This is a genomic window from Micromonospora chalcea (assembly GCF_002926165.1).
Lineage (GTDB): Bacteria > Actinomycetota > Actinomycetes > Mycobacteriales > Micromonosporaceae > Micromonospora > Micromonospora chalcea.
This window is the reverse complement of record NZ_MAGP01000100.1, coordinates 1-22,339: the sequence shown is the minus strand read 5'-3', so window position 1 is coordinate 22,339 and position 22,339 is coordinate 1. Positions and strand designations below refer to the sequence as shown.

The 22,339-nt window shown below is 68.6% G+C and carries 18 protein-coding genes, 1 tRNA gene and 2 pseudogenes; 8 read left to right on the top strand and 13 right to left on the bottom strand.

Going from position 1 to position 22,339, the window contains the following annotated elements; all coding sequences use genetic code 11:
• Positions 1 to 55: 55 nt before the first annotated feature.
• Positions 56 to 544: a CU044_2847 family protein gene (locus tag BAW75_RS10855; RefSeq protein ID WP_231915636.1), complete on the top strand. Its 489-nt coding sequence runs from the start codon at positions 56 to 58 to the stop codon at positions 542 to 544.
• 15 nt (positions 545 to 559) lie between these two features.
• The gene (locus tag BAW75_RS10850) at positions 560 to 4,663 is read left to right on the top strand and encodes an NACHT and WD repeat domain-containing protein (protein WP_104113494.1); all 4,104 of its coding nucleotides are present in this window, start codon (positions 560 to 562) and stop codon (positions 4,661 to 4,663) included.
• Here the strand turns inward: BAW75_RS10850 and BAW75_RS32860 are convergent, their stop codons facing one another.
• Positions 4,664 to 5,038, bottom strand: a complete 375-nt coding sequence (locus BAW75_RS32860; protein ID WP_244206080.1) for a zinc-binding dehydrogenase — start codon at positions 5,036 to 5,038, stop codon at positions 4,664 to 4,666.
• Positions 5,039 to 5,259: 221 nt separating this feature from the next.
• Positions 5,260 to 5,568 (bottom strand): annotated as a pseudogene (locus BAW75_RS33460) (alcohol dehydrogenase catalytic domain-containing protein); the annotation flags it as partial.
• A gap of 115 nt (positions 5,569 to 5,683) precedes the next feature.
• Here BAW75_RS33460 and BAW75_RS10840 point away from each other — a divergent pair.
• Both BAW75_RS10840 and BAW75_RS10835 read left to right on the top strand, forming a co-directional pair.
• Entirely contained in the window at positions 5,684 to 6,112 is a 429-nt protein-coding gene (locus BAW75_RS10840; protein ID WP_104113493.1) for a winged helix-turn-helix transcriptional regulator, read from the top strand.
• A gap of 278 nt (positions 6,113 to 6,390) precedes the next feature.
• Positions 6,391 to 7,875 carry an endo-1,4-beta-xylanase gene (locus BAW75_RS10835; protein WP_104113492.1) on the top strand — a complete coding sequence of 495 codons (1,485 nt, stop codon included), beginning with the start codon at positions 6,391 to 6,393 and terminating at the stop codon, positions 7,873 to 7,875.
• A gap of 82 nt (positions 7,876 to 7,957) precedes the next feature.
• Here BAW75_RS10835 and BAW75_RS10830 read toward each other — a convergent pair whose 3' ends face one another.
• The 5 genes from BAW75_RS10830 to BAW75_RS33320 all read right to left on the bottom strand — a co-directional run bounded on the left by BAW75_RS10830 (position 7,958) and on the right by BAW75_RS33320 (position 13,062).
• Entirely contained in the window at positions 7,958 to 8,476 is a 519-nt protein-coding gene (locus tag BAW75_RS10830; RefSeq protein ID WP_104113491.1) for a cupin domain-containing protein, read from the bottom strand.
• Between the two features lie 82 nt (positions 8,477 to 8,558).
• Complete coding sequence (locus BAW75_RS10825; RefSeq protein ID WP_104113490.1) at positions 8,559 to 9,296, bottom strand: class I SAM-dependent methyltransferase; 738 nt, start codon at positions 9,294 to 9,296, stop codon at positions 8,559 to 8,561.
• Between the two features lie 120 nt (positions 9,297 to 9,416).
• Positions 9,417 to 12,344: a hypothetical protein gene (locus tag BAW75_RS10820; protein WP_146074832.1), complete on the bottom strand. Its 2,928-nt coding sequence runs from the start codon at positions 12,342 to 12,344 to the stop codon at positions 9,417 to 9,419.
• Positions 12,345 to 12,412: 68 nt separating this feature from the next.
• Positions 12,413 to 12,640 carry a hypothetical protein gene (locus tag BAW75_RS10815; RefSeq protein WP_043327471.1) on the bottom strand — a complete coding sequence of 76 codons (228 nt, stop codon included), beginning with the start codon at positions 12,638 to 12,640 and terminating at the stop codon, positions 12,413 to 12,415.
• Positions 12,637 to 13,062, bottom strand: coding sequence for a hypothetical protein (locus BAW75_RS33320; protein WP_420914998.1), 426 nt, complete (start codon positions 13,060 to 13,062; stop codon positions 12,637 to 12,639). The genes BAW75_RS10815 and BAW75_RS33320 overlap by 4 nt, the downstream gene beginning before the upstream one ends.
• Positions 13,063 to 13,478: 416 nt before the next feature.
• On the opposite strand from BAW75_RS33320, the gene BAW75_RS10800 reads away from it, so the two are divergent.
• A complete protein-coding gene (locus BAW75_RS10800) occupies positions 13,479 to 14,900 on the top strand; it encodes a helix-turn-helix domain-containing protein (RefSeq protein WP_104113486.1) in 1,422 nt (473 codons plus the stop codon).
• Here the strand turns inward: BAW75_RS10800 and BAW75_RS10795 are convergent, their stop codons facing one another.
• Both BAW75_RS10795 and BAW75_RS10790 read right to left on the bottom strand, forming a co-directional pair.
• Positions 14,901 to 15,467 (bottom strand): NUDIX hydrolase, encoded by a 567-nt coding sequence (locus BAW75_RS10795; protein ID WP_104113485.1) that lies wholly within the window; start codon positions 15,465 to 15,467, stop codon positions 14,901 to 14,903.
• Between the two features lie 184 nt (positions 15,468 to 15,651).
• The gene (locus BAW75_RS10790; protein WP_104113531.1) at positions 15,652 to 15,888 is read right to left on the bottom strand and encodes a type II toxin-antitoxin system Phd/YefM family antitoxin; all 237 of its coding nucleotides are present in this window, start codon (positions 15,886 to 15,888) and stop codon (positions 15,652 to 15,654) included.
• A 256-nt stretch (positions 15,889 to 16,144) separates the two neighbouring features.
• Between BAW75_RS10790 and BAW75_RS10785 the strand changes: the two are divergent.
• Positions 16,145 to 16,825, top strand: a pseudogene (locus BAW75_RS10785) (tyrosine-type recombinase/integrase); the annotation flags it as partial.
• A 195-nt stretch (positions 16,826 to 17,020) separates the two neighbouring features.
• Here BAW75_RS10785 and BAW75_RS32035 read toward each other — a convergent pair.
• The 4 genes from BAW75_RS32035 to BAW75_RS10770 all read right to left on the bottom strand — a co-directional run bounded on the left by BAW75_RS32035 (position 17,021) and on the right by BAW75_RS10770 (position 20,819).
• Positions 17,021 to 17,671 (bottom strand): hypothetical protein, encoded by a 651-nt coding sequence (locus BAW75_RS32035; RefSeq protein WP_146074831.1) that lies wholly within the window; start codon positions 17,669 to 17,671, stop codon positions 17,021 to 17,023.
• A gap of 134 nt (positions 17,672 to 17,805) precedes the next feature.
• On the bottom strand, positions 17,806 to 19,263 hold the full coding sequence (locus tag BAW75_RS10780) for a hypothetical protein (protein WP_146074830.1): 1,458 nt from the start codon (positions 19,261 to 19,263) through the stop codon (positions 17,806 to 17,808).
• Positions 19,264 to 20,019: 756 nt separating this feature from the next.
• Positions 20,020 to 20,487 (bottom strand): hypothetical protein, encoded by a 468-nt coding sequence (locus BAW75_RS32030; protein ID WP_146074829.1) that lies wholly within the window; start codon positions 20,485 to 20,487, stop codon positions 20,020 to 20,022.
• A 260-nt stretch (positions 20,488 to 20,747) separates the two neighbouring features.
• Positions 20,748 to 20,819 (bottom strand) — tRNA-Lys (locus BAW75_RS10770).
• Between the two features lie 131 nt (positions 20,820 to 20,950).
• Here BAW75_RS10770 and BAW75_RS10765 point away from each other — a divergent pair.
• Both BAW75_RS10765 and BAW75_RS10760 read left to right on the top strand, forming a co-directional pair.
• A complete protein-coding gene (locus BAW75_RS10765) occupies positions 20,951 to 21,250 on the top strand; it encodes a hypothetical protein (protein ID WP_104113482.1) in 300 nt (99 codons plus the stop codon).
• A 37-nt stretch (positions 21,251 to 21,287) separates the two neighbouring features.
• Positions 21,288 to 22,339, top strand: a 1,052-nt coding sequence (locus tag BAW75_RS10760) for an NAD-dependent epimerase/dehydratase family protein (RefSeq protein WP_104113481.1), incomplete at its 3' end; no start/stop codon positions are given.

The following is a 22,339-nucleotide window of genomic DNA, read 5'->3' as shown; positions in this document are numbered from 1 at the left end:
GAAAGCCGACAGGGCCGCGTAGTGGATCTCCAACGGTCCTGCGTGGACGCCTCGATTGAAACGCCTGTTCGGCGGCTTCGGCGCGGTCGGTCGACCCGACCATTGCGAAATGACAAGGACAGCGGGCAGCATGGCAGACCGGCGAGAGGGCCGGAGTTCTGCTCCGCCGCGAACCCTCCTGCCTGTTCTCCAGAAATACGTCACGGAGGTGACCGTGCAGTCTGAGGTGGTCCGCTACCAGGTCGACGACGAAACGGTTGCCTTGATCGAAGTCGAGCCGACACCCGGTTTCCAGCCCGCAGGCTTCGGCGACGTCGCCGGCTGGGTACGCGAATCCGCGGCACCGGCGGTCGCCGCCGCCCGGGAATTGCTGGAACAGGTCAAGACCGTCTCTCCCGACGCGGTGGAGGTGCGCTTCGGGATCAAGGCCACCGGCACGGCGAGCTGGGTGGTGGCGAAGGCGACCGGAGAGGCGAACTTCGAGGTCACCCTCGCCTGGCAGCCGGACGGCCCCACCGATCGCGGTGCCGGTCCACGGCGCTGACGGACGGCTCGGCCCGTGACAACGGCCCCGGACGAGAGCGCGTGGGCGGTTGCCCTGCACCGTGAGGCGGACCCGCACACGGCACTCGGCACCGGCATCGTCATCGCCGCCAACCTGGTGCTCACCTGCCACCACGTGGCGTTCGCCGCCGACGGCACCCTCCGCCCCGATCTCACTGTCGCCTTCCCGCGCGCGCCCAAGGTCGCCTACTTCGACCGGCGCAAGGTCCGCCGGTGCCGGCACGACGGCATGCCGGCGGCGCACGTCGACGTGGTGGTGCTCGAACTCGTCGAGCCGGTGCCGGCGACCGTCACCCCGGCGCGGCTGCGCTGCCTCGCCCCCAAGCCGCTGCTCGACCGCCCCTTCTGGGCGTACGGCTTCCCGGCCGGGGTGGTCGGCGGCCTGCAGGCGACCGGTTCCGTCGTCGAAGACGGCGGGTACGGCCGCGTCACCATCGACAGCGGCGCTGCCGGGCCGCTCAGCAAGGGGTTCAGCGGGGGCGCGTTGTGGTCCCCGGAGTACCAGGCGGTGGTCGGCGTCGTCGTCACGGCCGACGGCAAGGGCAAGGGGCAGGCGGTGACGCTGCACCACGTCGACGAGCAGGTGCCGGCGATGACGTTGGGCGCGTTGTCGGCCTGGCGGGTCGAGGACGCCGACGACGCCGCGCTATCGGCCTGGGGGTGGACGTTGAGCACCGACGGTGAGGCCGGCCGGCACTGGCTGCCCCGGGCGCGGGGCGTCGCCGTGGACACCGAGGGCGGCGCGCGGTTCCGGGGTCGTACGGCCGCGCTCCGGCGGATCGTCGACTTCATCGACGGGAAGGCGCCCGCCACCCGGCCGCTGATCGTCACGGGTTCGCCAGGCGTCGGCAAGTCCGCCGTCCTGGGCCGCGTGGTGACCACGGCCGACCAGCAGATCCGGGACAGCCTGCCGGGCGGCGACACCGCCGTACGGGCCACTGTCGGCTCGGTGTCCTGCGCCGTGCACGCCAAGGGCAAGACCGCGCTGGAGGTGGCGCTCGAGATCGCCCGGGCGGCCGCCGTCGACCTGCCCGGTGCGCCGGCCGATCTGATGCCGGCCGTGCGGGACCGGCTGGCGCGGCGTCCGGCTCGCTTCGCGCTCGTCATCGATGCGCTGGACGAGACGGCCGACCCCGGTCAGGCCCGGCAGGTCATCGACGACGTCCTGCTGCCGCTGGCCCGGGAGTGCGGCCGGTACGGCGTGCGGGTGGTTGTCGGCACCCGGCGCGGCGACGACCGGGGTGACCTGATCGCCTGCTTCGGTGATCCGGTCGAGCTGGTGGATCTGGACACACCGGAGTACTTCGCCGGGGCCGATCTGGTGAACTACGCCCTGGCGACCCTGCGACTGCTCGGCGCGGAACGACCGGGCAACCCGTACAGCGACTCGGCGGCGGCTGTCCCGCTGGCGCGCCGGATCGCCGAGCTGGCGAAGGGAAACTTCCTGGTGGCCGGTCTCGTCGCACGGGCACACGCGCTGCGCGACATCGAGCCCGTCGACCCGGCGTCGGTGTCGTTCAGCGCGACAGTGGCCCATGCGCTCGACTCCTATCTGGCCGGGCTGCCGGCTGCCGGCTCGGCCTCCGCCCGGCTCGCCCTCACCGCCCTGGCGTACGCCGAGACGCCGGGTCTGCCGCTGTCGCTCTGGCGGATCGCGGTGACCGCGCTCGGCGGCACGGTCACCGAGGACGAACTCCTCGCGTTCGCCCGTACGTCGGCGGCGAACTTCCTGGTCGAGACCGGTGGCGGCAGCCGGCCCGCGTACCGCCTGTTCCACCAGGCCCTCAACGACGCGTTGTTGGACGGCGCGTCACGCCGGGACGACCAGCGACGGCTGGTCGCCGCCTGGGCGGACCTGGCGGCCGAGGTGGGATGGGCCTCGGTGCCCGACTACCTACGGCGCTCCCTGCCCCAGCACGCCTCCCGCGCCGGGCTCGTGGAGCGGCTCCTCGCCGACGAGGGCTACCTCCTGCACGCGCACCTGGAGCGGTTGCTCTCGGTCGTCGACATGGAGAGACCGCTGGAGCCGCTGTCCCGATCACGGGTGCGGCTGCTGCACCGGACGCCGCTCGCGGTCGCGGCGGCACCGGCCGAGCGCGCCGCCCTCTTCTCGGTCGTCGACCGGCTCGACGGACTGGGCAGCGGGATCGAGGCCGACGGCGCGCCGTACCGCGCGCGCTGGGCGCACACCCCGCCCCGGCAGGAGCGCAGCGTGCTGGACGGGCACTCGCAGGCCGTCTACGACGTGGCGGCCGTCGAGCTGGACGATCGGTGGTTGCTCGCCTCCGCCGGTGACGACGGCACGGTCCGGCTCTGGGACCCGATGACCAACCAGGCCGTGGGAGTCTTCCCGTGTCACAACGACACGATCCGCGGGCTGTGCGCTGTCCGTACCGGCGGCGGCGAGACGCTGATCGCCACCGCCAGCCACGACGGGACCGTCGGCCTGTGGGATCCCCGGACCGGCCAGCGTCGGCACGAACTGAGCGGGCACGACGACTGGGTCCGCAACATCTGCGTCATTCCACTGCCGGACGGCGACCTGCTCGCCTCGGCCGGCGACGACCGGACGGTCCGGATCTGGGATCCGGTGACCGGGACGCAGCGCTACGCGTTGACCGGACACTCGGGCTGGGTGACGGCCGTGACGTACGTCCCGTCGGACGGCCGGCACCTGCTCGCCTCCACCGGCTTCGACGGCGTGGTCCGGGTCTGGGAGCCGACGGCCGACACGCGCCCGACGCTGACCCTCACCGGACATGTCGGCTGGGTGACCACGCTCTACGCCGTTCGAGCGCCGGGTGGCACGTTGCTCGCCTCGGCCGGCTACGACGGCACGGTCCGGCTCTGGGACCCGCAGAGCGGCGAATGCGTCCACGTCCTTGCCACCGGTGGACCGGTCACGGATCTGTGCACGGTCGAGGTCGACGAGGGCTGTCTGCTCGTGTCGACGGGTGAGGACGGGCTCATCCGGGTCTGGGACGTGCCGACGTGGACGAGCCGGCCGAGCCTGCGGGGGCACGCGAGCTGGATCCGTGCGGTCTGCGAGCTGCGTACGGCGAAGGACCGGATGCTGGCGACGGCGGGTGACGACGGCACCGTGCGGCTGTGGGACCCGGCCGGCGGCCGACCCGACACGGTCGCCGAGCGGGACCGGCTCGGGCCCGTGCACAGCCTCTGCGCGGTCCCTGACGAGCGACCGGGCCTGGTCGCCTCCGGCGGTGCCGACGGCCGGGTGCGGATCTGGGACGCCGCCACGGGCGAGCGGCTGCGGGAGATCCCGACACCCGGCGGGCCGGTGAACGCGATGTGCGCGGTCGCCGACGTCGAGGAGCCGCTGCTCGTCACCGCCCAGGACGACAACACGGTCGGAACCTGGAGTGTGCGGCACAGCGCCTTGGTGGGGGAGATGACCGAGCATCACGCTCCGGTGGCGGCGGTCTGCCCGATCGTCATCGGCGGTGAGACGCTCGTCGCGTCGGCCGGCGACGACCAGGCCATCCGGCTCTGGCACCCGCAGACCGGCACCGTGCGGGCGGTCCTGCTCGGGCACGTCACCCGTGCCTGGGTGACGGCCCTCGCGACGGTTCGGTGGCCCGAGGTGGAGGCGCTCGCCTCGGCCGACAAGAGCGGCACGGTGATGCTGTGGGGCGGTGGTGACACGCCGGTCTGGACCCGGCAGGGACATCAGGACGCGGTCACCGCGCTCTGCGGCCTGGTCGTGGCGGGTCGCCGGATGCTGGCGTCGGCCAGCGCCGACCACACGATCCGTCTGTGGGACGCCGAGTGGGGTGAGCCCGTGGACGTGTTCACCGGCCACACGGCTGCCGTAACCGGGCTGAGCCTGGTGCGGGTCGGCGGGCGGGATCTGCTCGCCTCGACCAGCCGGGACCGGACGGTGCGGATCTGGGACCCGTCCACCGGACGGGCGCTGCACACCATCCCCGTCTATCACCCGGCGCTGACGTGCTGCACTGTCGACGGAACGTTGCTCGTCGGTCTGGATCAGGGCCTGCTGGCGTTGGACGTCGACGGCCGGAGCGACCTGCCACCCGAGGCCGCGGACCGTGCGGTCGCTCGGGTGGCGGTGCGCTGCTGATCAGGGGCGCAGCACGTAGCGTCCGCGTACCCCGCCCTCGGCCGCCGCCCGGTGGGCGTCCGCCACCCGGTCCAGCGGCACCACCGCGTGCACCCGCGCCGGCAGCTCACCGGCGGCGGTGCGGGCGAGCAGGTCGGCCAGGCGTGTCCCGTCGGCGTGCACCTCGACCGCGCGCACCGTGACACCGCGTTCGGCGGCCGGGTGGGCGTTCGGCCGAACACGCCGCCGTCGCCCACCAGCGCGAGCCCTCGGTCCTGGAGCGCCGCGGCGTCGGCGACCGCGTCCCAGCCCGGCTCGGCGGCGGTGGTGAAGTCGGCGCCGAGCCCGCGCACGAACTTCTCGTCCCCGGCCCGCGCCAGGCCGGTAACCCGCCATCCCCGGTCCCGGGCGAGCGGCACGACGTAGCCGCCGACCGCGCCGGCCGCGCCGGTGACCAGCAGCCGGCCGCCGGCGGGCGGGTCGCCGAGCAGGTCGACGATCTGCGCCGCGGTCAGGCCGTTGAGCGGCACTGTCGCCGCCGCCACCAGGTCCAGATCATCGGGTACGACGGCCAGGTCGGCCACTGGTACGACGAGTTGCTCGGCGTACGTGCCGAAGTCGCGGTCGAACCCGCCGACCAGCCCGGCGACAGGGGTGCCGACGGCGAAATCGACGCCCGGCCCGGCCGCGGCGACGACACCGGCGAAGTCCCAGCCCAGGCCGGTGTGGTGCGGCTGGTGGATGAGCCCCAGCGAGTGGAAGAAGCCGCCGACGACGCCGAGGTCGGCCGGGTTGACCGGTGCCGCCGCGACGTCCACCCGGACCTCGCCGGGTCCCGGCTCGCGCTGCGGAACGTCGATGATCTCGATGGCCTCGGGTCCGCCCGGGGTGCGGACGACTGCGGTGCGGAAGGTACGCGTACCCATGGTTCTGTCTCCTTGGTCGTGAGGGATGCCCTGCTCCACGATGGAGGGGTAACTTTCCATCGGGAAGTACGCACTTCGGAGTGCGTTGGGTACCCCCGGGTAGGAGGCGCGGACGATGCCGACGCAGACGGCGGCGCAGCGGCGGGCGCAGGCGCGGGAGGAGTACGACGCGTTCCTCGCCGGCTGCCCGAGCCGGCAACTCCTGGACCGGATCTCCGACAAGTGGGTGGCGCTGATCCTGGCCGCGCTCGGCCGCGACGGGCCCGACCGCAACGCGGAACCCCGGGTCATGCGCTACTCCGAGCTGTCGCGGCGGTTGGCCGGGGTCAGCCAGAAGATGCTCACCCAGACGTTGCGCTCACTGGAACGCGACGGCCTTGTCACCCGGACCGTGACGCCGAGCGTGCCGGTGACTGTCACCTACGAGCTGACCGACCTCGGTCAGTCGCTGCACCAGCTGATGTACGGCATGAAGCTGTGGGCCGAGGCGCACATGGACGAGGTGCACGCCAACCGCGAGCGGTACGACGCCGCCGGTCACTGACCGGATCCCCGAAACTTTCGGTCGTGCTCGCGCTTCTCGGCGCCCTTCGCTCGCACGGTCATCCATGGACTCCCGCGCTGATCAGCCGGTTGAGTCCATGTTCGCGTCGACATCGACATTGACCGATCGTGCCGTCGCGGATATCTTCCCAGGGAAGTTACCGGTACATCTTCGAAAAGTTTCAGGGCAGTGACGCGGGACCGGGCGCACCCCCGGCTCCCGCCCGCGTCAAGCGGGGCATCGCCAGCGCATCATCGTCCGATATGCAGAGGAGTGTCATGAAACATCTACCGAGGCGCAGCCACCGTGTGGTGCTGGCCGCCGTCAGCAGCGCGCTGGCTCTCGCCGGCGCCGCGCTCGTGGTGCCCACCATGGCCCAGGCGGCGGCAAGCACGCTCGGTGCCGCCGCGGCACAGTCGGGCCGCTACTTCGGCACCGCCATCGCGGCGAACCGGCTGAACGACTCGACGTACAGCACCATCGCGGCGCGTGAGTTCAACATGATCACCGCCGAGAACGAGATGAAGCCGGAAGCGCTCCAGCCCAACCGGGGCCAGTTCAACTTCTCCTCCGGCGACCAGATCTACAACTGGGCCACCCAGCGCGGTCTCCAGGTCCGTGGCCACACCCTCGCGTGGCACGCGCAGCAGCCGGGCTGGATGCAGAGCCTGAACGGCAGCAACCTGCGTCAGGCGATGATCGACCACATCAACGGTGTGATGGCCCACTACAAGGGCAAGCTGGCCGCGTGGGACGTGGTGAACGAGGCGTTCAACGAGGACGGCAGCCGCCGCAGCTCCAACCTCCAGGGCACCGGCAACGACTGGATCGAGGTCGCGTTCCGCACCGCTCGCGCGGCCGACCCGTCGACGAAGCTGTGCTACAACGACTACAACATCGAGAACTGGTCGTACGGCAAGACGCAGGGCGTCTACAACATGATCCGGGACTTCAAGTCCCGTGGCGTGCCGATCGACTGCGTCGGTCTGCAGACCCACTTCACCGGCGGCAGCTCGCTGCCGGGCAACTTCCAGACCACGCTGCAGAACTTCGCCGCGCTCGGTGTGGACGTGGCGCTGACCGAGGTCGACGTCACCAACTCCTCGACCAGCCAGTACGCCGGTCTGACGCAGGCGTGCATCAACGTGCCGCGCTGCATCGGCATCACGGTGTGGGGCGTGCGTGACAGCGACTCGTGGCGTTCCAACGAGAGCCCGCTGCTGTTCGACGGCGGAGGCAACAAGAAGGCCGCGTACAACTCGGTCCTCAACGTCCTCAACTCCGCGTCGCCCAACCCCACGCCGACCGCGACCGTGTCGCCGACCGTGTCCCCGACCGCCGGGCCGACCGGCGGACCGACCACGCCGCCGCCGACCACCGGCGCGAGCCGGATCGTCGGCAACCAGTCCGGCCGGTGCATCGACGTGCCGAACTCCTCGCAGAGCAACGGCACCCGGGTGCAGCTCTACGACTGCCACGGCCAGACCAACCAGCGGTGGACCTACACCTCCAGCCGGCAGCTGACCGTGTACGGCTCGATGTGCCTGGACGCCGCCGGCTCCGGCAACGGCTCGGCGGTCCAGATCTACAGCTGCAACGGCCAGACGAACCAGCAGTGGAACGTCAACTCCAACGGCACCATCAGCGGAGTCCAGTCCGGCCGCTGCCTCGACGTCTGGGGCACCGGTAACGGCCAGCAGGTGCAGATCTACGACTGCAACGGCCAGGCCAACCAGCGGTTCCAGCTCGTCGCGGCGAGCTGACCTTCGCGTACGGAAACGGCTCACCGTCGTGGTCTCGGCCACGGCGGTGAGCTGCTTTCGTGGTGCTCGCGTGCTGCCGGTGTCAGCCGATCAGCAACTCCGTGCGGTAGTCGGCGGCCAGCGCGGCGGCCCGGTTCCGGCGCTCGGTCTGCTCCTCCTCGGTGAGAGCCGGCGGCGGCGAAGTGGGGCCGTCCACCCGGTCGCCGACGCGCAGGAAATACTCGTCCTGCCCGGCCGGCGTGCACATGCACAGCAGCCGCGCCGGCTGGTCGAAGGAGTTGCGGAAGAAGTGCGGCGCGTTCGCCGGAATGTTCACCGTCTCCCCGGCCCGCGCGACGGTCTGCTCGCCCCGGAACGTGAACTCCACCGCCCCGTCGAGCACCGTGAACATCTCCTCGAAGTCGTGCCGGTGCGGAGGCGGCCCACCACCCGGCGGAACCCGCATGTCGATCAGGCAGTACCGGCCGGCCGTCTGCTCGCCGGTGACCAGGATCGTGTAGGTGCCGCCCGCGATGGCGAGGTGCGCGAGGCCGGGGTCGTCGGGCCGGGCGTGGACGAGGGTGCGGGTCGGATCGTCGGACGGGATCGCACCGCTGGCCATCGGCTCTCTCCTCGATCGTCGGTCTGCGGATCGATTCCCCTCATAGCCACCGAGAGTCCCGCTAAACCTGGGGCGCTCGTCGTCATGCCGGTCGGCGAGCCACCACCGCCAGGGCCATGCCGAAGAACTTCAACGGCGAGCGTTCGATCGCGTCGGTCACCGGCCGGATGCGACGCCCGAAGCGGGACCTGTCGAACGGCGGCATGATGTAGTCCACCGCCATCGGCTCCAGCCCGGCCCGCCGCAACTGCGCGGACAAGCCACGGGCGGTGAAGGAACGGGCGTCGGCGAGCCGACGGTGTAGCGGCACGATCCACGGCAGGAACGGGCCCCGCGCCGGCCGGTACCGCCGGCCCCGGATCAGGAAGCCGTGCGTCTCGAACGGGAACCACCGGTTGGGCGTCGTCAGCGCGAACCGGCCGCCGGGCACGAGCACGCGGTGGACCTGCCGCAGGGCGGCATCCAGGTCGTCGATGTGCTCCACCACCTCGATGGCGGTGACTAGGTCGAAGCTGCCGTCCGGGTAGTCCAGCTCGGTGGCGGACAACTCCCGTACGTTGATCTTCCGGGCCGCCGCCGGATCGCCGGCCAGCCGTTCCCGGAACAGTTTCAGCCGATCCTGCTGGATGTCGACGGCCTCGATCTGCGCGAACGCGTCGACCAGCCGCATCGTGTACGTGCCGTCCCCGCAGCCGATCTCCAGTAATCGCCGGCCGGTCAGCGATGTGTGCCGGCCCAATGTGCCGAGCCTCTTCGCCACCCCACGCTCGCCGAACGCGCTGCCGTGCCCCAGCCCCAGATTGCGATTCGCATTCATCATGGTCGCTGACCATAGACCTAACGAGCGTTAGCGTGGGGGCACTCGATCGACAGACAGTGCCGGCCCTTCTGGCGTCCTGATCTCTGACGCCAGAAGGGCCGGCCGCGTACCGCGTCGTCGTCAGCCGCCGTTGGCGACGTAGATGTAGTAGCGGGTGACATCGGTGTCGGTGCCGTCCGCCTTGTGACCGGTCACCGACAAGGTGTACGTCTGGTAGTTCTGCGTCGGCGTGTAGGTGATCGACGCCTTCCCCTGGCTGTCCGCCGGCACGTCCGTCGACGGTCCGTCGTCGATCTGCCAGGTGAAGGAGACGATTCCCGGGGTGCCGCCGCTGAACTCGAAGGTGCCGGGAACACCGGCGCCGCCCGACCAGGTGCCGTCCGGATACTGAGCGCTCACGACGTACGGCGCGTTGCCGACGGTGAACTCGAAGGCCGTCACCGGCGAGAGCTCGCCGTCCGCCGTACGGCTCCGCACGTGGATCGTGTTGGTGCCGTTGCGTTCGAACGGCACCGCGACCCGCGTCGACGTGCCCTCGGTGCTCGCCGGAAGGACCTGCTCCGGGCCGTCGTTGACGCGGTAGTGGTACTCGGTCACCTCGCCGAACAGCTGCGTGTGGAAGTAGAAGTAACCGGTCCAGCCGATCCCCTTCCGCGACCAGTCGTAGGTGCTGTACACGCTGACCATGTTGTCCCGGACGCTGAAGGCCGCGATCCGCAGCTCCGACTCGGTGCCGTCCGCACCGACACTCGTGACCCGGACGTCGTCGTAGCCCCACGAACCCGGCGTGTACGTGACAGTCGCGGTGCCGTCGGGACCGGCCGCGATCGTCTGCTCCTCGGCGCCCCTCAGCAGATAGCGGTACGAGACGACATCCGGCAGCCCCGGACGGAACGTGAACGTCACGGGCCGGCCGACAACGGCATCGCCCTCCGGCGTCTGTGTGACCACAGGCCCGGACCAGATGCGGAACGTGTAGGTGGTGGCGGGCGATCGGGTGCCGTCCGACAACACCGCCTGAACGACCACTGTGTTGTCGCCGGAGTGCTGCGGCGTGACAGTGACGTAGGCGTACGGGTTGCCCTCGCTGGATACGGTCTGCTCGGCGCCGCCGTCGAACCGGTAGACGAACCCGGTCAGGTTCGGCAGCTGGCTCCCGAACTCGATGCTCAACGGCACGCCGACCCCGTCCCGGCGCGGCCAGCTGGAGAGGTCGTGCGCGTAGGCGGTCGGGCGCGCGTCGATGATGAAGAACTGATATTGGGTCTCCATCGACGTGGAACCGTCCGCCTTCACCGACCGGACGACCATCGAGTGCCAGCCCGGCGTCGCCGTCCACGACAGCACGGCGGTGTCGTCCTCGGCCGCCGAAATGGTCTTCCACTCGTCGTCTAGGTAGTACTGGTAAGCGACGACGTCGCTGTTGCGCGGGGTGAAGCGGAACGTGCCGACCTTGCCCGCGACCTGGTCGGTGTCCAGGTTGAACTCCGCCGACTCGACACCGGGGGCGTCGGTGACCCAGACGTTCAGCGTCTCCTGCCCGATCAGCTTGTTCCGGGCGTAGCTGCGGACAGCCATCTCGATCTGGCCCGTTGTGGTGAACGTGATCGGACCGGTGGCCTTGCCGTCGACCGCCGGGAGACGGACCTCAGCGGCGTCCTTGAGCTGATACCCGAACACGGTGGTCTCGGGCTTCGACGCGACAAACGTGATCGTGCTCGGCAGGCCGACGCCGTTCACCACGACCTCGGCGTACGGCGTGGTCTCGGCGACCCGGAACCGGTAGTTCTTCTCGGGCCCGCGGTTGCCCGCCGCGTCGACGGACGCGACGTAGAGGTCGGTGCTGAACCGCAGCTTCGGGGTGTACTTCAGGATCCCCGTGCCGCCCGGACGCCGGGCGGGAACCTGCCCGGAATACCCCGAGGAGTCACGCCAGGCGAACGAGACCACGTCACGGTCGCCGGCCCCGTCGAAGCGGAACGTCCCCTCGATGCCCGTGCCACCGCCCGGGGAGTCGCCCTCCGGATACGTCCGCGACGAGACCTGCGGCGGATTCGCCGGAGCGGTCACGTCCATGACGATGTAGCAGGTCTTGCTCCACGGGCCCTCGTCGTCGTAGTCGCTGGCCCGGGCCTGCCAGGCGAGGACTGTGCCGTCGGCGTACTGGCTCAGGTCCGTGCCGTAGTAGTCGTGGAACTCGCGACGCTGATCGGGATGGTCGACCGGCCAGATCGCGTACAGCACGGTGGTGTAGTCGCCCTCGTCCCGATCGCTGGCGGTGGCCGCGAACACCGTGTTCCGCGCCGCGGGCGACGGCTTGGCCGGCGTTCCGCACGGCCGGTCCGGGGACTTCAGCTGCAGGCTCGTGATGGTGGGCGGATGGTTCGCCGTGGCACTGAGCACCGGCTTGGCGAAGGTGCGACCGGTCCGCACGTCGGCCTCCTGAGCGGCGGCGACCCGAATCTCCACGGTGATGCTCTTGTCGCGCCGGCTCAGCGCCGCATTGAGCGTGGCCACCATGTCCAGGCCCAGGTAGGCCGGGCAGGAGGCGCCGGCCCCCCGCGTGGTGGTCAGCAGCTTCTCGACCTCGGCCGGCGGACGCAGCCAGGTGGTGCTGTCAGTGACCGGGCGGGTCCGCCACACCTCGATGGTCGCCGGGGCGGAGCAGTCGGCGACCGTCTTCTCGACGGTCCACAGGTACGAGTCGTGGACGACAGTGCCCTTCAAGTTGCTCAGGTCGTACGTGAAGTAGGAGCGGTAGGTGTGCGTCCGGCCGGCCGCGTCGCGGGACGTGCCGACCGGCGGGTTCACGTCCGCGTCGACGAACTTCGCCCTGGGGCTCTGCGAGTCGAGATAGGCCCAACTCTTCAGCGGAACATCGTAGGAAGTGGCGGCTGAGGCCGGAGAGCCGACGGTGAGCCCGGCGGCGACGACGGCGAGGACGGTGATCGGGACAGCAGCTCTTACGCGTGTCATGTGGACGCTTACCTCCCCCGTGGCGGCGCCTCTATCGACGCCGGCGGCGTCATCGTAGCGAGGGGAATCCATGCGATGGGGTCGGCTGACTGTCGTTGTTCTTCCAGGACAACGCCACGATCGGCGTCAGCCGGCCGGGCCTAGTCGGCCTGTCTCGTCCAGCCGAGAAATCGGCGGTGCAACACCCCGGCCGGCGTCCACGGCATGTCCTCGGTGGCTTGGACCAGGTAGGCGCCGAGGTAGAGGGCGAGCGACACGGGAGCGCGGTCATACTCCGCGCGCAGCTCGCGTTTCCGTGTCGGGCAGGGCCAGGGCAGATCGCAACCTCCGCAGCTCCAGACCGGCATGACCGGGCCGTGGGTGGTCACCGCACACCCTCGAGGAAACGGGCGGTGATCGTCCGTGCCTGTCGGCTGGTCGCCCATTCCACCTGCCAGCAGGGGTACGGCGACAGCCGCGACCACCAGGCGCGGCAGCCGGTGCACATGCCGTCGTACCCACGGACATGCACAGCCAGGATCGCCTGCTCCAGGTCGTCCTTCACGACGCGTCCTCTCCCGGCCAGTGGCCACGATTGATAGGGATTCGGTGCCTGGCGCGGCAGGGCAGATCCGCTCCGCAGCGGCAGATCCGTCGCCACTTCCGCCAGCACCAGACAGGGCGGTGCCTCCGGGCGAGAGTGAGTGCCGTCGCGACCAGGTAGTCCTCGTACGAGACGTGTCGTCTGCTCGGAGTCGTCCGGGCCGCCCTTCGGCTCATCGCTGCTCTGCCGCGTCCTGCGCCGGCTCACGGTTGCCTTCCGGTCGCCCTAGCTGCGCTGCCAGGTCGAGTAGGCGCTGCCGCGCTGCCGCGCGCTCGGCGTCCTGGTACCGCTGCCCTGTTCCGGACGGTGGTGCCGGATCGGGTTGCCGGAACAGCCATCGCACCAACGGACGCAGGCGACCCCGGATAGTCACGAGCCCGTCCTGTCGTGCAGGGTCGGGAAGGCGAGCCTGACCGGCGGCTCAGAGCCGTAGACGAACATCCCGCCCGGCGAGTCGTCGACGTCGAAGTCCATGCCGGAGACGGTCCCGCCGAGTGGGGTGCGGTGACCATGTCGACTGGTCATGTCACGGTGACATGAGCGGACTCGACCCTGCCCGTACACCGACCGTAGGCTCCTGACTGACCACCATGGGTAGTCGTCTGACGACGCTGGGAGCCGTTGTGCTGCTGGAAAATCTCCGGATACCCGACGACCTCTGGTCGCGCGAGGACATGCACAAGGCTCTGGCGGCCCGCGACATCGGTGCCGTGTTCCGGCTGCTCGCTCGGCACACCGGCGCGAGCCAAACTCGCATCGGCGCGGCTGTCGGCCTGGAGCAGGGCTACATCAGCCGGATCATCGCCGGCCGACGGGTGACCTCGATCGACGTGCTGGAGCGGATCGCCGACGGCTGCGGCATGCCCGACGAAGCTCGAATGACGCTGGGCCTCGCGCCCTGCCTGCGGTCATATCGCCCGGCCATGGCGGATCACTCCCGCGGTCGGCACAGTGACGTGCCGGCCAACCGGTCCTGGCGCGAGGACGTCCGGGCCGCCGCGCAGCTATGGGAAGGCGATGTGAACCGTCGAGAACTGCTTCGCCAGACAGTGTTCAGCTCCACCGCGTACACCTTGCCCGCCCTACGCTGGTTCACCGCCACCACGGCGCAGCCCGTCGAGCAAGAGGGCCGACGAACGGTCGGTCAACCCGACATCGACACGATCCGGCAGATGACCGCCACTTATCGGCGACTCGACAACCAGTACGGCGGCGGGCATGCCCGCGACAACGTCACCCGCTTCCTGCACCACGAGGTGGCGCCCCTGGTGACCGAGGGCCGGTACGACCCGGCGACCGGCCGCAGACTGCTCGCCGCGGCTGCCGAACTGACCCAGCTCGCCGGGTGGCAGGCGTACGACATGGCCGAACACGGCCTCGCCCAGCGGTACCTCACGCATGCCCTGGACCTCGCCCGAACGGCCGCCGACGCCGGCCTTGGTGCCGAGATCCTCGCCGCGATGAGCCATCAAGCCACCTACCTCGGGCACGCCGCCACCGGGGTCGACCTCGCCCGGGCCGCCCGGCAGACAGCACAACGCGCCGGCCTCACCGCGCTGACTGCCGAAGCGCTGGTCATGGAAGCGCATGCCCACGCTGTCGCCCTTCACGAACGCGACTGCGCGACCGCGCTTCACCAAGCGGAGCGAACCCTCGACCGAGCGGACCGCAGCAGCGATCCTCAGTGGCTCGGCTACTTCGACGAGGCGTACCTGTCGGCCAAGTTCGGCCACTGCTTCCACGCGCTCGGTCAACACCGCCGAGCCGAGCGCTTCGCCGCTCGCTCACTCAAGATGGACGAGCGCTACGTACGCGGCAAAGCCTTCAACCTCGCCCTGCTGGCCAGCGTCCACGCTCGCCACGGCGAGCCGGAACGTGCGAGTGCCGTCGGCGCGGAAGCCCTGACCCTGACCACCCAACTACGGTCGGCTCGCGCCGTCCGCTACCTGCGCGATCTGCAGACCGGTCTGGCGCCCCACCGCCGCAAGCCGGCAGTACGGCAGTTCATTACCCGGGTCGACGCGGCGCTCGGCCAGCGGCGCTGACTACAGCTCACCCCGAGCCTTGCGCGCCATCAGCTCCAACACGGCGATCACCGTTCCGGCACCAACGATCTCACCCTCGGACACGAGTTGCCGCGTCTCCTCCAGCGGAACCCAGGCCACGCGCTCGGTCTCGTTGACGTCAACCGGAGCGCCGGTGTACTCCGCATTTCGGGCAAGGAACAGCAAGTTCTCCGCGTCTGCGGTCGCCACCCAAGGCTGAAACGACACCAAGGGCTCCACGGCGCCCGGGCGCCAGCCGGTTTCCTCCTCGACCTCGCGGATCGCGCAGGTCGCCGCGTCCTCGCCCTCATCGACGTAGCCGCCAGGTAGCTCCCACACCCATCGGTCGAACACGAACCGGTGCCGCCGCATCAGCAACAGGCGCTCCTGGCCGTCGAGCACGGCAACCATGGCCGACCTGGGCGCCCGGATCACGTACTGCTCGAAGCGGACCCCGTCCGGCAACTCCACGTCGGCGATGCTCAACCGGGAGCGCCGGCTGCCGTCCACTACCCGCTCGCTGTGAATCGTCCAGCGCGTCGACCTGCTAGCCAGTTCCTCCGTCACACGGCCAGTATCCGACCAGCGGTACCGGGCCGCGGACCGCGGCGCCCGTGACTCGGCTCGACCCCGGAGGACCCGGGAGACGGTATGTGGTGGGCCGGCAGGGCTTCGAACCTTGCATCACGTCCGCGATGAGGTCGTTGATGAGCTCGACCAGCTTTTGGCCCGTGTGGCTGAGGTACTGGTTCTAGTCAGCCGCATCGCCCTTCTCGAGCTCCTCCATCGAACGGCGCAGCGCGGCGGCGTTGGCCGGGCTGCGAAAGAGGTACTCGGTTTCCTTCATCGCTTCGTACTCGGCAAGCGGGACGATGACCACCGGTTCGTGGCCCGAGCGGGTCACCACCACTTCCTCGGCGTCGTTGATGACGCTGTCGAGTTCAGCGGCCAGGTTCAGCCTTAGCTGGGTGAAGTTGACGGTCCGCATGACCACCTCCAGAGCAAATGGACCGCGCCTCGTCCTGGGCGAACCGCTGAGCCAAGATCGAGCCCACATAATGGGGCCGTTGAGCTGCAAGGGAGTGGGCCGCCAGGGACTTGAACCCTAAACCCCTCCGGTGGTCGATGGATCATCTCAGATCGGGCGGATCGGTGTCCTGACCTGGGGGAGGTTTGTCGTTGCCTTGTAGCGGTTGACAGCCCTTGTCAGCGTCAACTGTGGCCAGCTTGTGCCCAACGATCACGAAGGGCTGATCAGCCGAAACGTCGCGTCCCTGGTGAAGCTTGCCGCCGGTACGCAAGCGCACGCGGAAGGCATGGCCGAGCGATGAGGCGCGACGGTTTCTGGAGTCGGCCCGCGTCGACGACGACCCGCCCTACGCCGCGTACGTCCTGGTCCTGGCGCTCGGTCTGCGCAAGGGCGAGATGTTGGGGTTTACCTGAGATGTCGACTCGACGAGGGAGAATTGACCATCGATCGGCAGCTCCAGCGGGTCGGTGCCGAGCTGCTGCACCGGGAAACGAAGACTGCCGCCTCGGATGCCACCCGGCCGCTGCCGGGCATCTGCACCGTGGCGCTCGGCGGCCGCTGCGCCGCCCAGCCCACCGCCCGGGACGCCGCCGGCCCGGCCTGGCAGCCGTCGGACCTGATCTTCACCACCCGCTACGGAAGGCCGGTTGAGCCGCGCAACTTCAACCGCTTCTGGGAGCAGCGGTGCGATGCGGCGGGAGTCCGACGGATAACAGTGCGGGATGCCCGGCGTACCTGTGCCTCGCTCCTGGCGGACCTGGACGCGGACCCCCGGGTGGCGGTGCAGATCCTCCGGCATGCCCAGTTCGTCATCACCCTGGAGATCTACACGGTGGTCTCCTCGGCGGCTACTCGCGGCGCCCTCAAGCGGCTCGGCAAGGCACTCGACCGCTGACCGTGCACCTTTGCTCTGCGCTCGCCGCTGAACCGCTGGCGTGCAGATGGCTGGCCGTTTCCAGCAGTCGCGGGTCGGCGCCGAGCAGGGCTGCTGATGACCGCTACTCCAACCAGAACATGGCGACCGCAGCTTGCAGTAGCCAGGATCGCTACTTGGAGAGGCTGGGCTCACAGAGCATCATGCCTCGATTGCTCATTCAGGCGTCGTCGTCCTTCCCAGATTATACTGGTCGCCGGGCTCAACGTTGCCGGAGTTTTGGTTTCTCAACGCCCTTAATCTTTGGCGTAATCGGTCTTCTCCTAGTTTCTCTAGCACGAAGTCGAGGGCGCCAAGTGCAGTACGCGGGCCATCTGTGTCGTTGCTGGCCAGCCAGGTGACGAGATCGGCCATTGCCTGTTGGCGCTCGTCGGCGGATGAATTTTCGGGCTGTCGACCGTTCAACCTTGCTTCTTCAATTATGGTCGAGATGACCTCACCAGGTCCGACGGTGGCCAGTTCTGGAAACCGGATAACTAGCCAAGAGAGGGCTGTGTGGCCGTCGGTAAATATTTCATCGCGTAAGGCCGCCGAGTAAGCTTTTTCTAGTTCGACGCGTAATTGGTGTAGGCGCTGTTGAGAGAGGCGAGTTTCTTGAAGCTTTCTACTCTCGTCGTCGACGGTTAGTTTCACAACTGTCTCGGCCTCGACCGTGCCAAGGCGATCGTCTTGTAGGTGGAGGATTCCCACAGCAAGTTGAATCTCGTCTAAAGCGGCCGAGTGTTGATCAACCGAGTAGCGGCGAGCGACGGCTGCGGCCGTAGTGCTGATCTGATTACGTAGGAACGGCTCGGCGATAAGACGCATAGCGTCGCCACCCGCGTGCCAACTGGTGATAAACCTTGCATGAAACACGGCGCCGGGCAAGTCGGAGCGCAGGCACGTGGCGAAGTGATGGGTGCGCCAGCGCCCTGCTGTTCGCCACCATGGTCGCTTGAATATCACTGTTTGTTTGCGCTTGCGTCGATGATAGACGGTGAGGAGCCCATGACAAGCGACACGATCAGGTTCTTGCGGGTTTCCGAAGAGCTTCCCTGGGTGACGAAATCTTTAAAGCTGTCGCTGGAGAGATTGTTCCGGATGATGGGAGCTAGAATTGCTATTACGACCTCAGGGTCGAGTGCACCGGCGTCGGCAGCAGCAAACCAGTTCTCCGCAACGGTCATCGCCGCTGCCCCGGTGGCCCTGTCGGAGATCAAAGCAGACCATGCATCCCGCAAGGCTTGTGCGCGCTCTGGGGCTGAAGCGATAGATCGGATTAGCTCCGTTGTAGACGGCTCAAGTTCCGGGTCAATCAGGGCGAGCAGGCCGAGGGCCCCAGCTCGGCGGTCTTGGCGTTCGAACCAGTCGAACACCACTGTCACGACCTCGTCCCCCAACTCGTCGTTGACGGCAAGCTGCCTGAGCGCCTGAGCCGCCGCAGGACGGGCGGCGATAACCTCATGGCCGATTAGCAGTCGCAGTCGAGACAGGGCGGCCTTAACGCTGTGGTGGGCGAGCTGCCCCGCGCAAACCTCTGCGACTCCTGTGAGGATGTCCACGCCGCTCTTCCGGCTTGCCCAATCATAGAGACGCCTGCGGACAACTGAGCCGACCTCGTTGCTGATCGCCAAACGTTCGAGAATGGTGATAGCTAAGGTGCGATGCCGGGACTTTTGAGTCAACCACTTCTGAACGATATCCAGGGTTTCCAACGACCCTAGGTCAGCAGCCAGCCGGACCAGCACATCCGCCACGCGATCGAGGTGGTCGTTGGCGACGGCGCCCGTGGTCGTGATCGACTCCAGCCAACTACGGATCGGGGTACGCAATTGTGGGCGTTGTTGCCAGACGCGTTCGAGCACCGCCTTATCGAGCCCGGGAGACTTGCGTGTGATGGTGATCGTGTCTCCGACAAGTTCAGCGTCGATCCTGTCGATAAGATCCTGAAGTTCCGGCCCGATAAGGATATCCCGAGCGGAGGGATTCGCCCTGAGTTTCTTCAGTAGCTCATCGCATGCGTCCAGCACTACCTCCGAAGGGGCTCCATCCAGGACTGCAACAGCGATTAGCAGCGCTCGGGCCCGAGCGGCCCCCATCTGCTGAGCCTGAAGGGCGCCAGCATCTACGCCCCTTGCATCTCGGTACTCGGCAAACTGCCGGTCGAGATAGTGCTTCCAGTGACGGAACGCTTCCCGAATCTGATCTACGGCCGGCTCATCAAAAGGAGTGTAGCGGCTTACGATCGCTGCTAGCTCGGCCACCCTTCGCGGGCCGGACTCGCCAACTTCGAGCTCATCGACGAGCCCTCGCAACGTTGCGTCGTCGTCGAGCCACTTAAGGTGGTCGCCAAAAGCTTGCAGGTGTGCGTTCAAGACGCCTCGTACTGACGGCGGTGCCAATTCGACCGTGATGCTCACAGTGTCGCTCGCGCACGCCTGCCATAGCTTATTGGTTACCAAAATCACCATTCGGGCGTTCAGTTCCGCTAGTACGCGCCCATAAGCCATCAGAGTTCGGCCGAACTGCTCCGGTATCTCGGTCGGCTCGTTAGTTAGGTCGAGTAGGTAGCGACCTTCGGGCTCTTTAGGTAACACGTCAGTGCGCGGTATTGGAGTCCAATCAGTCAGGCACTCGTGCACGTATTGTGCGCCGTTGTCTGACAAGAGCGTCAGGGCGCTGCTGCGCCTGCCGGTGCCGGGTCGGCCAGACAGTACCGTCACACCGCATTCAGAACGCGCGAATATTCTGGCTGCCTCGTCATAGCGTCGTGGTGGGTAAAAGGCTGTAGTGCAGGACTCCACCTCCTCGCCAATCGGGACCAGCGGCAACCAGCGCAATTTCTGTTCAGTGAGGTTAACATCTCTGCCGGCCTGATAAAGGCGGGAATGTGAGCCGTGTACCTGAGCCGACTGGTAAGGAGGTCTCGCATCGTTAGGCGTGAACGGCTTCGCGAATACGCCTACAGGTTCGGGATATGCAACCTCGGCTTCTTGCCTGATAGGCGAGCTCTGCGGGGGGTCGGGAGGAATCACCGGAGTGTCGGTCGAGGCCGGTACCTGCTGTATGGGCCACTGGCCATGCGGCTGGTCGTGCAAGGGTTTCGTCCTCCCGAGAGTGGCTATAAATGCACTTGATGTGAGGGCTGGGATTGGGTCACCGGCCTGGCCTTGGGCCTATCTCGGGGGGATCCCATTAACATCCCTGCCGGCCTGTATCACCGTTCCTCCTCGGCTGGCGACGCCGCGCTGATTAATGGTAGAGGGTGCAGCTGCTGGAATATGGCGCCCAATTTCTTCGACCAATACTGCGAATTCAGCTGCAAAGTTCGGGTCGCTACGCAGCCGCTCTCGCAGCTGGCCACGCAGTTCTGCTTCTACCCCTGCGGCGGTTCGCTCATCATCGTCGAGCCCAATGAGGCGTTCGCGGGCCTGGCTGAGATCCGCAGCGGCCTCATGCTGGCGTTGGTCGTCACCGCCGGCCAGTAGACGGGCCAACCGCAGCCGCACCTGCCCCCAAGCATCGGTGGTCATCGCCGCTACAACGGTCGCCGCTCCAGCCTGCGCTAACTCGCTCAAATCCATGCAATCTTCCTTCTTTCGCGCCGATCGATCGGGTTGAACGATAGGCGAGACGAAGATCATTCTGCCATCTCCGGTGATGCAGCGTCATCAATCCGACACAACTCGTGACGGGATCGCCTAGGGACGTCCCAGTTGGAGTTGAGCCCGCGCCTGTGGTTGGCCGTCGCTATCGCGGTGTGGGCCTGCCTATCCGCACCTAGCGTGGACCGGCGACCGAGCCGAAAGCGCGCGATTCACGATGGGCCGCCGCTGTACTCCGCTGCTGTACCGGCCGGAATCACCAGCAGCGACCCAGTAGAGGGCCGCTGGCTGGAACGGAGTGGGCCGCCAGGGACTCGAACCCTGAACCTATGGATTAAAAGTCCACAGCTCTGCCATTGAGCTAGCGGCCCGCCCGCTCAGGTTACCGGAACCCACCCGCCCTAAGCTCGCGGCTTCCGCCGCCTGTCGATCTTCATTCCCGAACCAGGTGACGCGCCAGACGCGAGGCGTGAACCTCCCCGCCTGGGGAACCGAGGCAACCATGCGAGTGACCAGCACCGCCGCCGTCGCGGCCTCCCGCGATGTCCCCGGCGCCGACGGCGTACGCCGGCCCGGCGGCGAGGTGCACGCCTGGCTGCCGGGCCAGAACCAGACGCTGTGCGGGCTGCCGCTGAGCCGTACCCGCCTGCGCCGCTTCCCGCACGTGCCGTTCGACTACTCCGGCACCGACGTCCTCACCGAGGCCGACCCGGAGGGCTGGGTCTGCCCGCGCTGCCTGGCCGCCACGTCGGGTCGCCGAGATCGGGAGAAGGGCTGGGTGCGTACGAACCCCCGTCCGTGAGCGGTTGCTGCCCGGTTCAGCGGGTACCGCACCGGACATGCGCATCGTGATCGTGGGAGCGACCGGCAACGTGGGGACGGCCGTGCTGCGCCGGCTGCGGCGGGAGGCGGAAGCGGAACTGGTGGGCGTCGCGCGCCGGCTGCCCGGGCCGGACGCCGGTGAGCCGTACGCCGACGTGGAGTGGCATTCCTGCGACATCGGCGCGCCCGGCGCGGCCGACCAGCTCGTGCGGATCTTCGCCGGGGCGCGGGCGGTGGTGCATCTGGCCTGGCAGATCCAGCCCAGCCACGACCGCCGCACGCTCTACCGGACCAACGTCGGCGGCAGCCGCGCGGTGATCGAGGCCGCCGTCCGGGTCGGCGTTCCGGCCCTGGTGTACGCCTCATCGGTCGGCACCTACGCGCCCGGCCCGAAGAACCATCCGGTCAGCGAGAACTGGCCGGCGACCGGGGTGGAGACGTCGTCGTACAGCCGGGACAAGGCGGAGGTGGAGGCGCTGCTCGACGGCGTACAGCGGGAGCACCCGAAGCTCCGGGTGGTACGGCTGCGCCCGGGGCTTATCTTCCAGCGGGAGGCCGGTACGGAGATCAGCCGCTACTTCCTCGGCCCGCTGGCGCCGGTGCGCCTTCTCCGGTACGGCCGCATTCCGCTGGTGCCATCGAACAAGCGACTGCGGATGCAGGCGGTGCACGCCGACGACGTGGCCGACGCGTACGCCCGGGCGGTTCTGGGGGATGCGAGCGGCGCCTTCAACGTGGCGGCCGACCCGGTGCTGACGCCGGAGCTGGTGGCCCGGCACTTCCACGGCTGGACGGTGCCGGTGGCGACGCCGGTGCTGCGCGCGGCGGCGGCGCTGACCTGGCGGGCGCGGCTGCAACCGGTCGACACCGGCTGGGTCGACCTGGCGTTGAACGTGCCGCTGATGTCCAGCCACCGTGCCGAGACCGAACTCGGCTGGGCCCCGGCGATCGACTCGGTGACCGCCCTGAAGGACCTGTTCACCGGCATGGCCACGAGAGCCGGCACGGATTCCCCGGCGCTGTCCCCGGACCCGACCCTCCCCGGCGGCCCCGCAGCCCTGGCCCGAGG

Excerpts from the sequence above, each read along its gene's own strand:
- BAW75_RS32860 (WP_244206080.1), bottom strand. The coding sequence starts at position 5,038 with ATGGCGGGTTACCGGCCTGGCGCGGGCCGGGGACGAGAAGTTCGTGCG.
- BAW75_RS10840 (WP_104113493.1), top strand. The coding sequence starts at position 5,684 with ATGCCGACGCAGACGGCGGCGCAGCGGCGGGCGCAGGCGCGGGAGGAG.
- BAW75_RS10835 (WP_104113492.1), top strand. The coding sequence starts at position 6,391 with ATGAAACATCTACCGAGGCGCAGCCACCGTGTGGTGCTGGCCGCCGTC.
- BAW75_RS10830 (WP_104113491.1), bottom strand. The coding sequence starts at position 8,476 with ATGGCCAGCGGTGCGATCCCGTCCGACGATCCGACCCGCACCCTCGTC.
- BAW75_RS10825 (WP_104113490.1), bottom strand. The coding sequence starts at position 9,296 with ATGATGAATGCGAATCGCAATCTGGGGCTGGGGCACGGCAGCGCGTTC.
- BAW75_RS10820 (WP_146074832.1), bottom strand. The coding sequence starts at position 12,344 with ATGGATTCCCCTCGCTACGATGACGCCGCCGGCGTCGATAGAGGCGCC.
- BAW75_RS10790 (WP_104113531.1), bottom strand. The coding sequence starts at position 15,888 with ATGCGGACCGTCAACTTCACCCAGCTAAGGCTGAACCTGGCCGCTGAA.
- BAW75_RS32035 (WP_146074831.1), bottom strand. The coding sequence starts at position 17,671 with ATGCGTCTTATCGCCGAGCCGTTCCTACGTAATCAGATCAGCACTACG.
- BAW75_RS32030 (WP_146074829.1), bottom strand. The coding sequence starts at position 20,487 with ATGATCTTCGTCTCGCCTATCGTTCAACCCGATCGATCGGCGCGAAAG.
- BAW75_RS10765 (WP_104113482.1), top strand. The coding sequence starts at position 20,951 with ATGCGAGTGACCAGCACCGCCGCCGTCGCGGCCTCCCGCGATGTCCCC.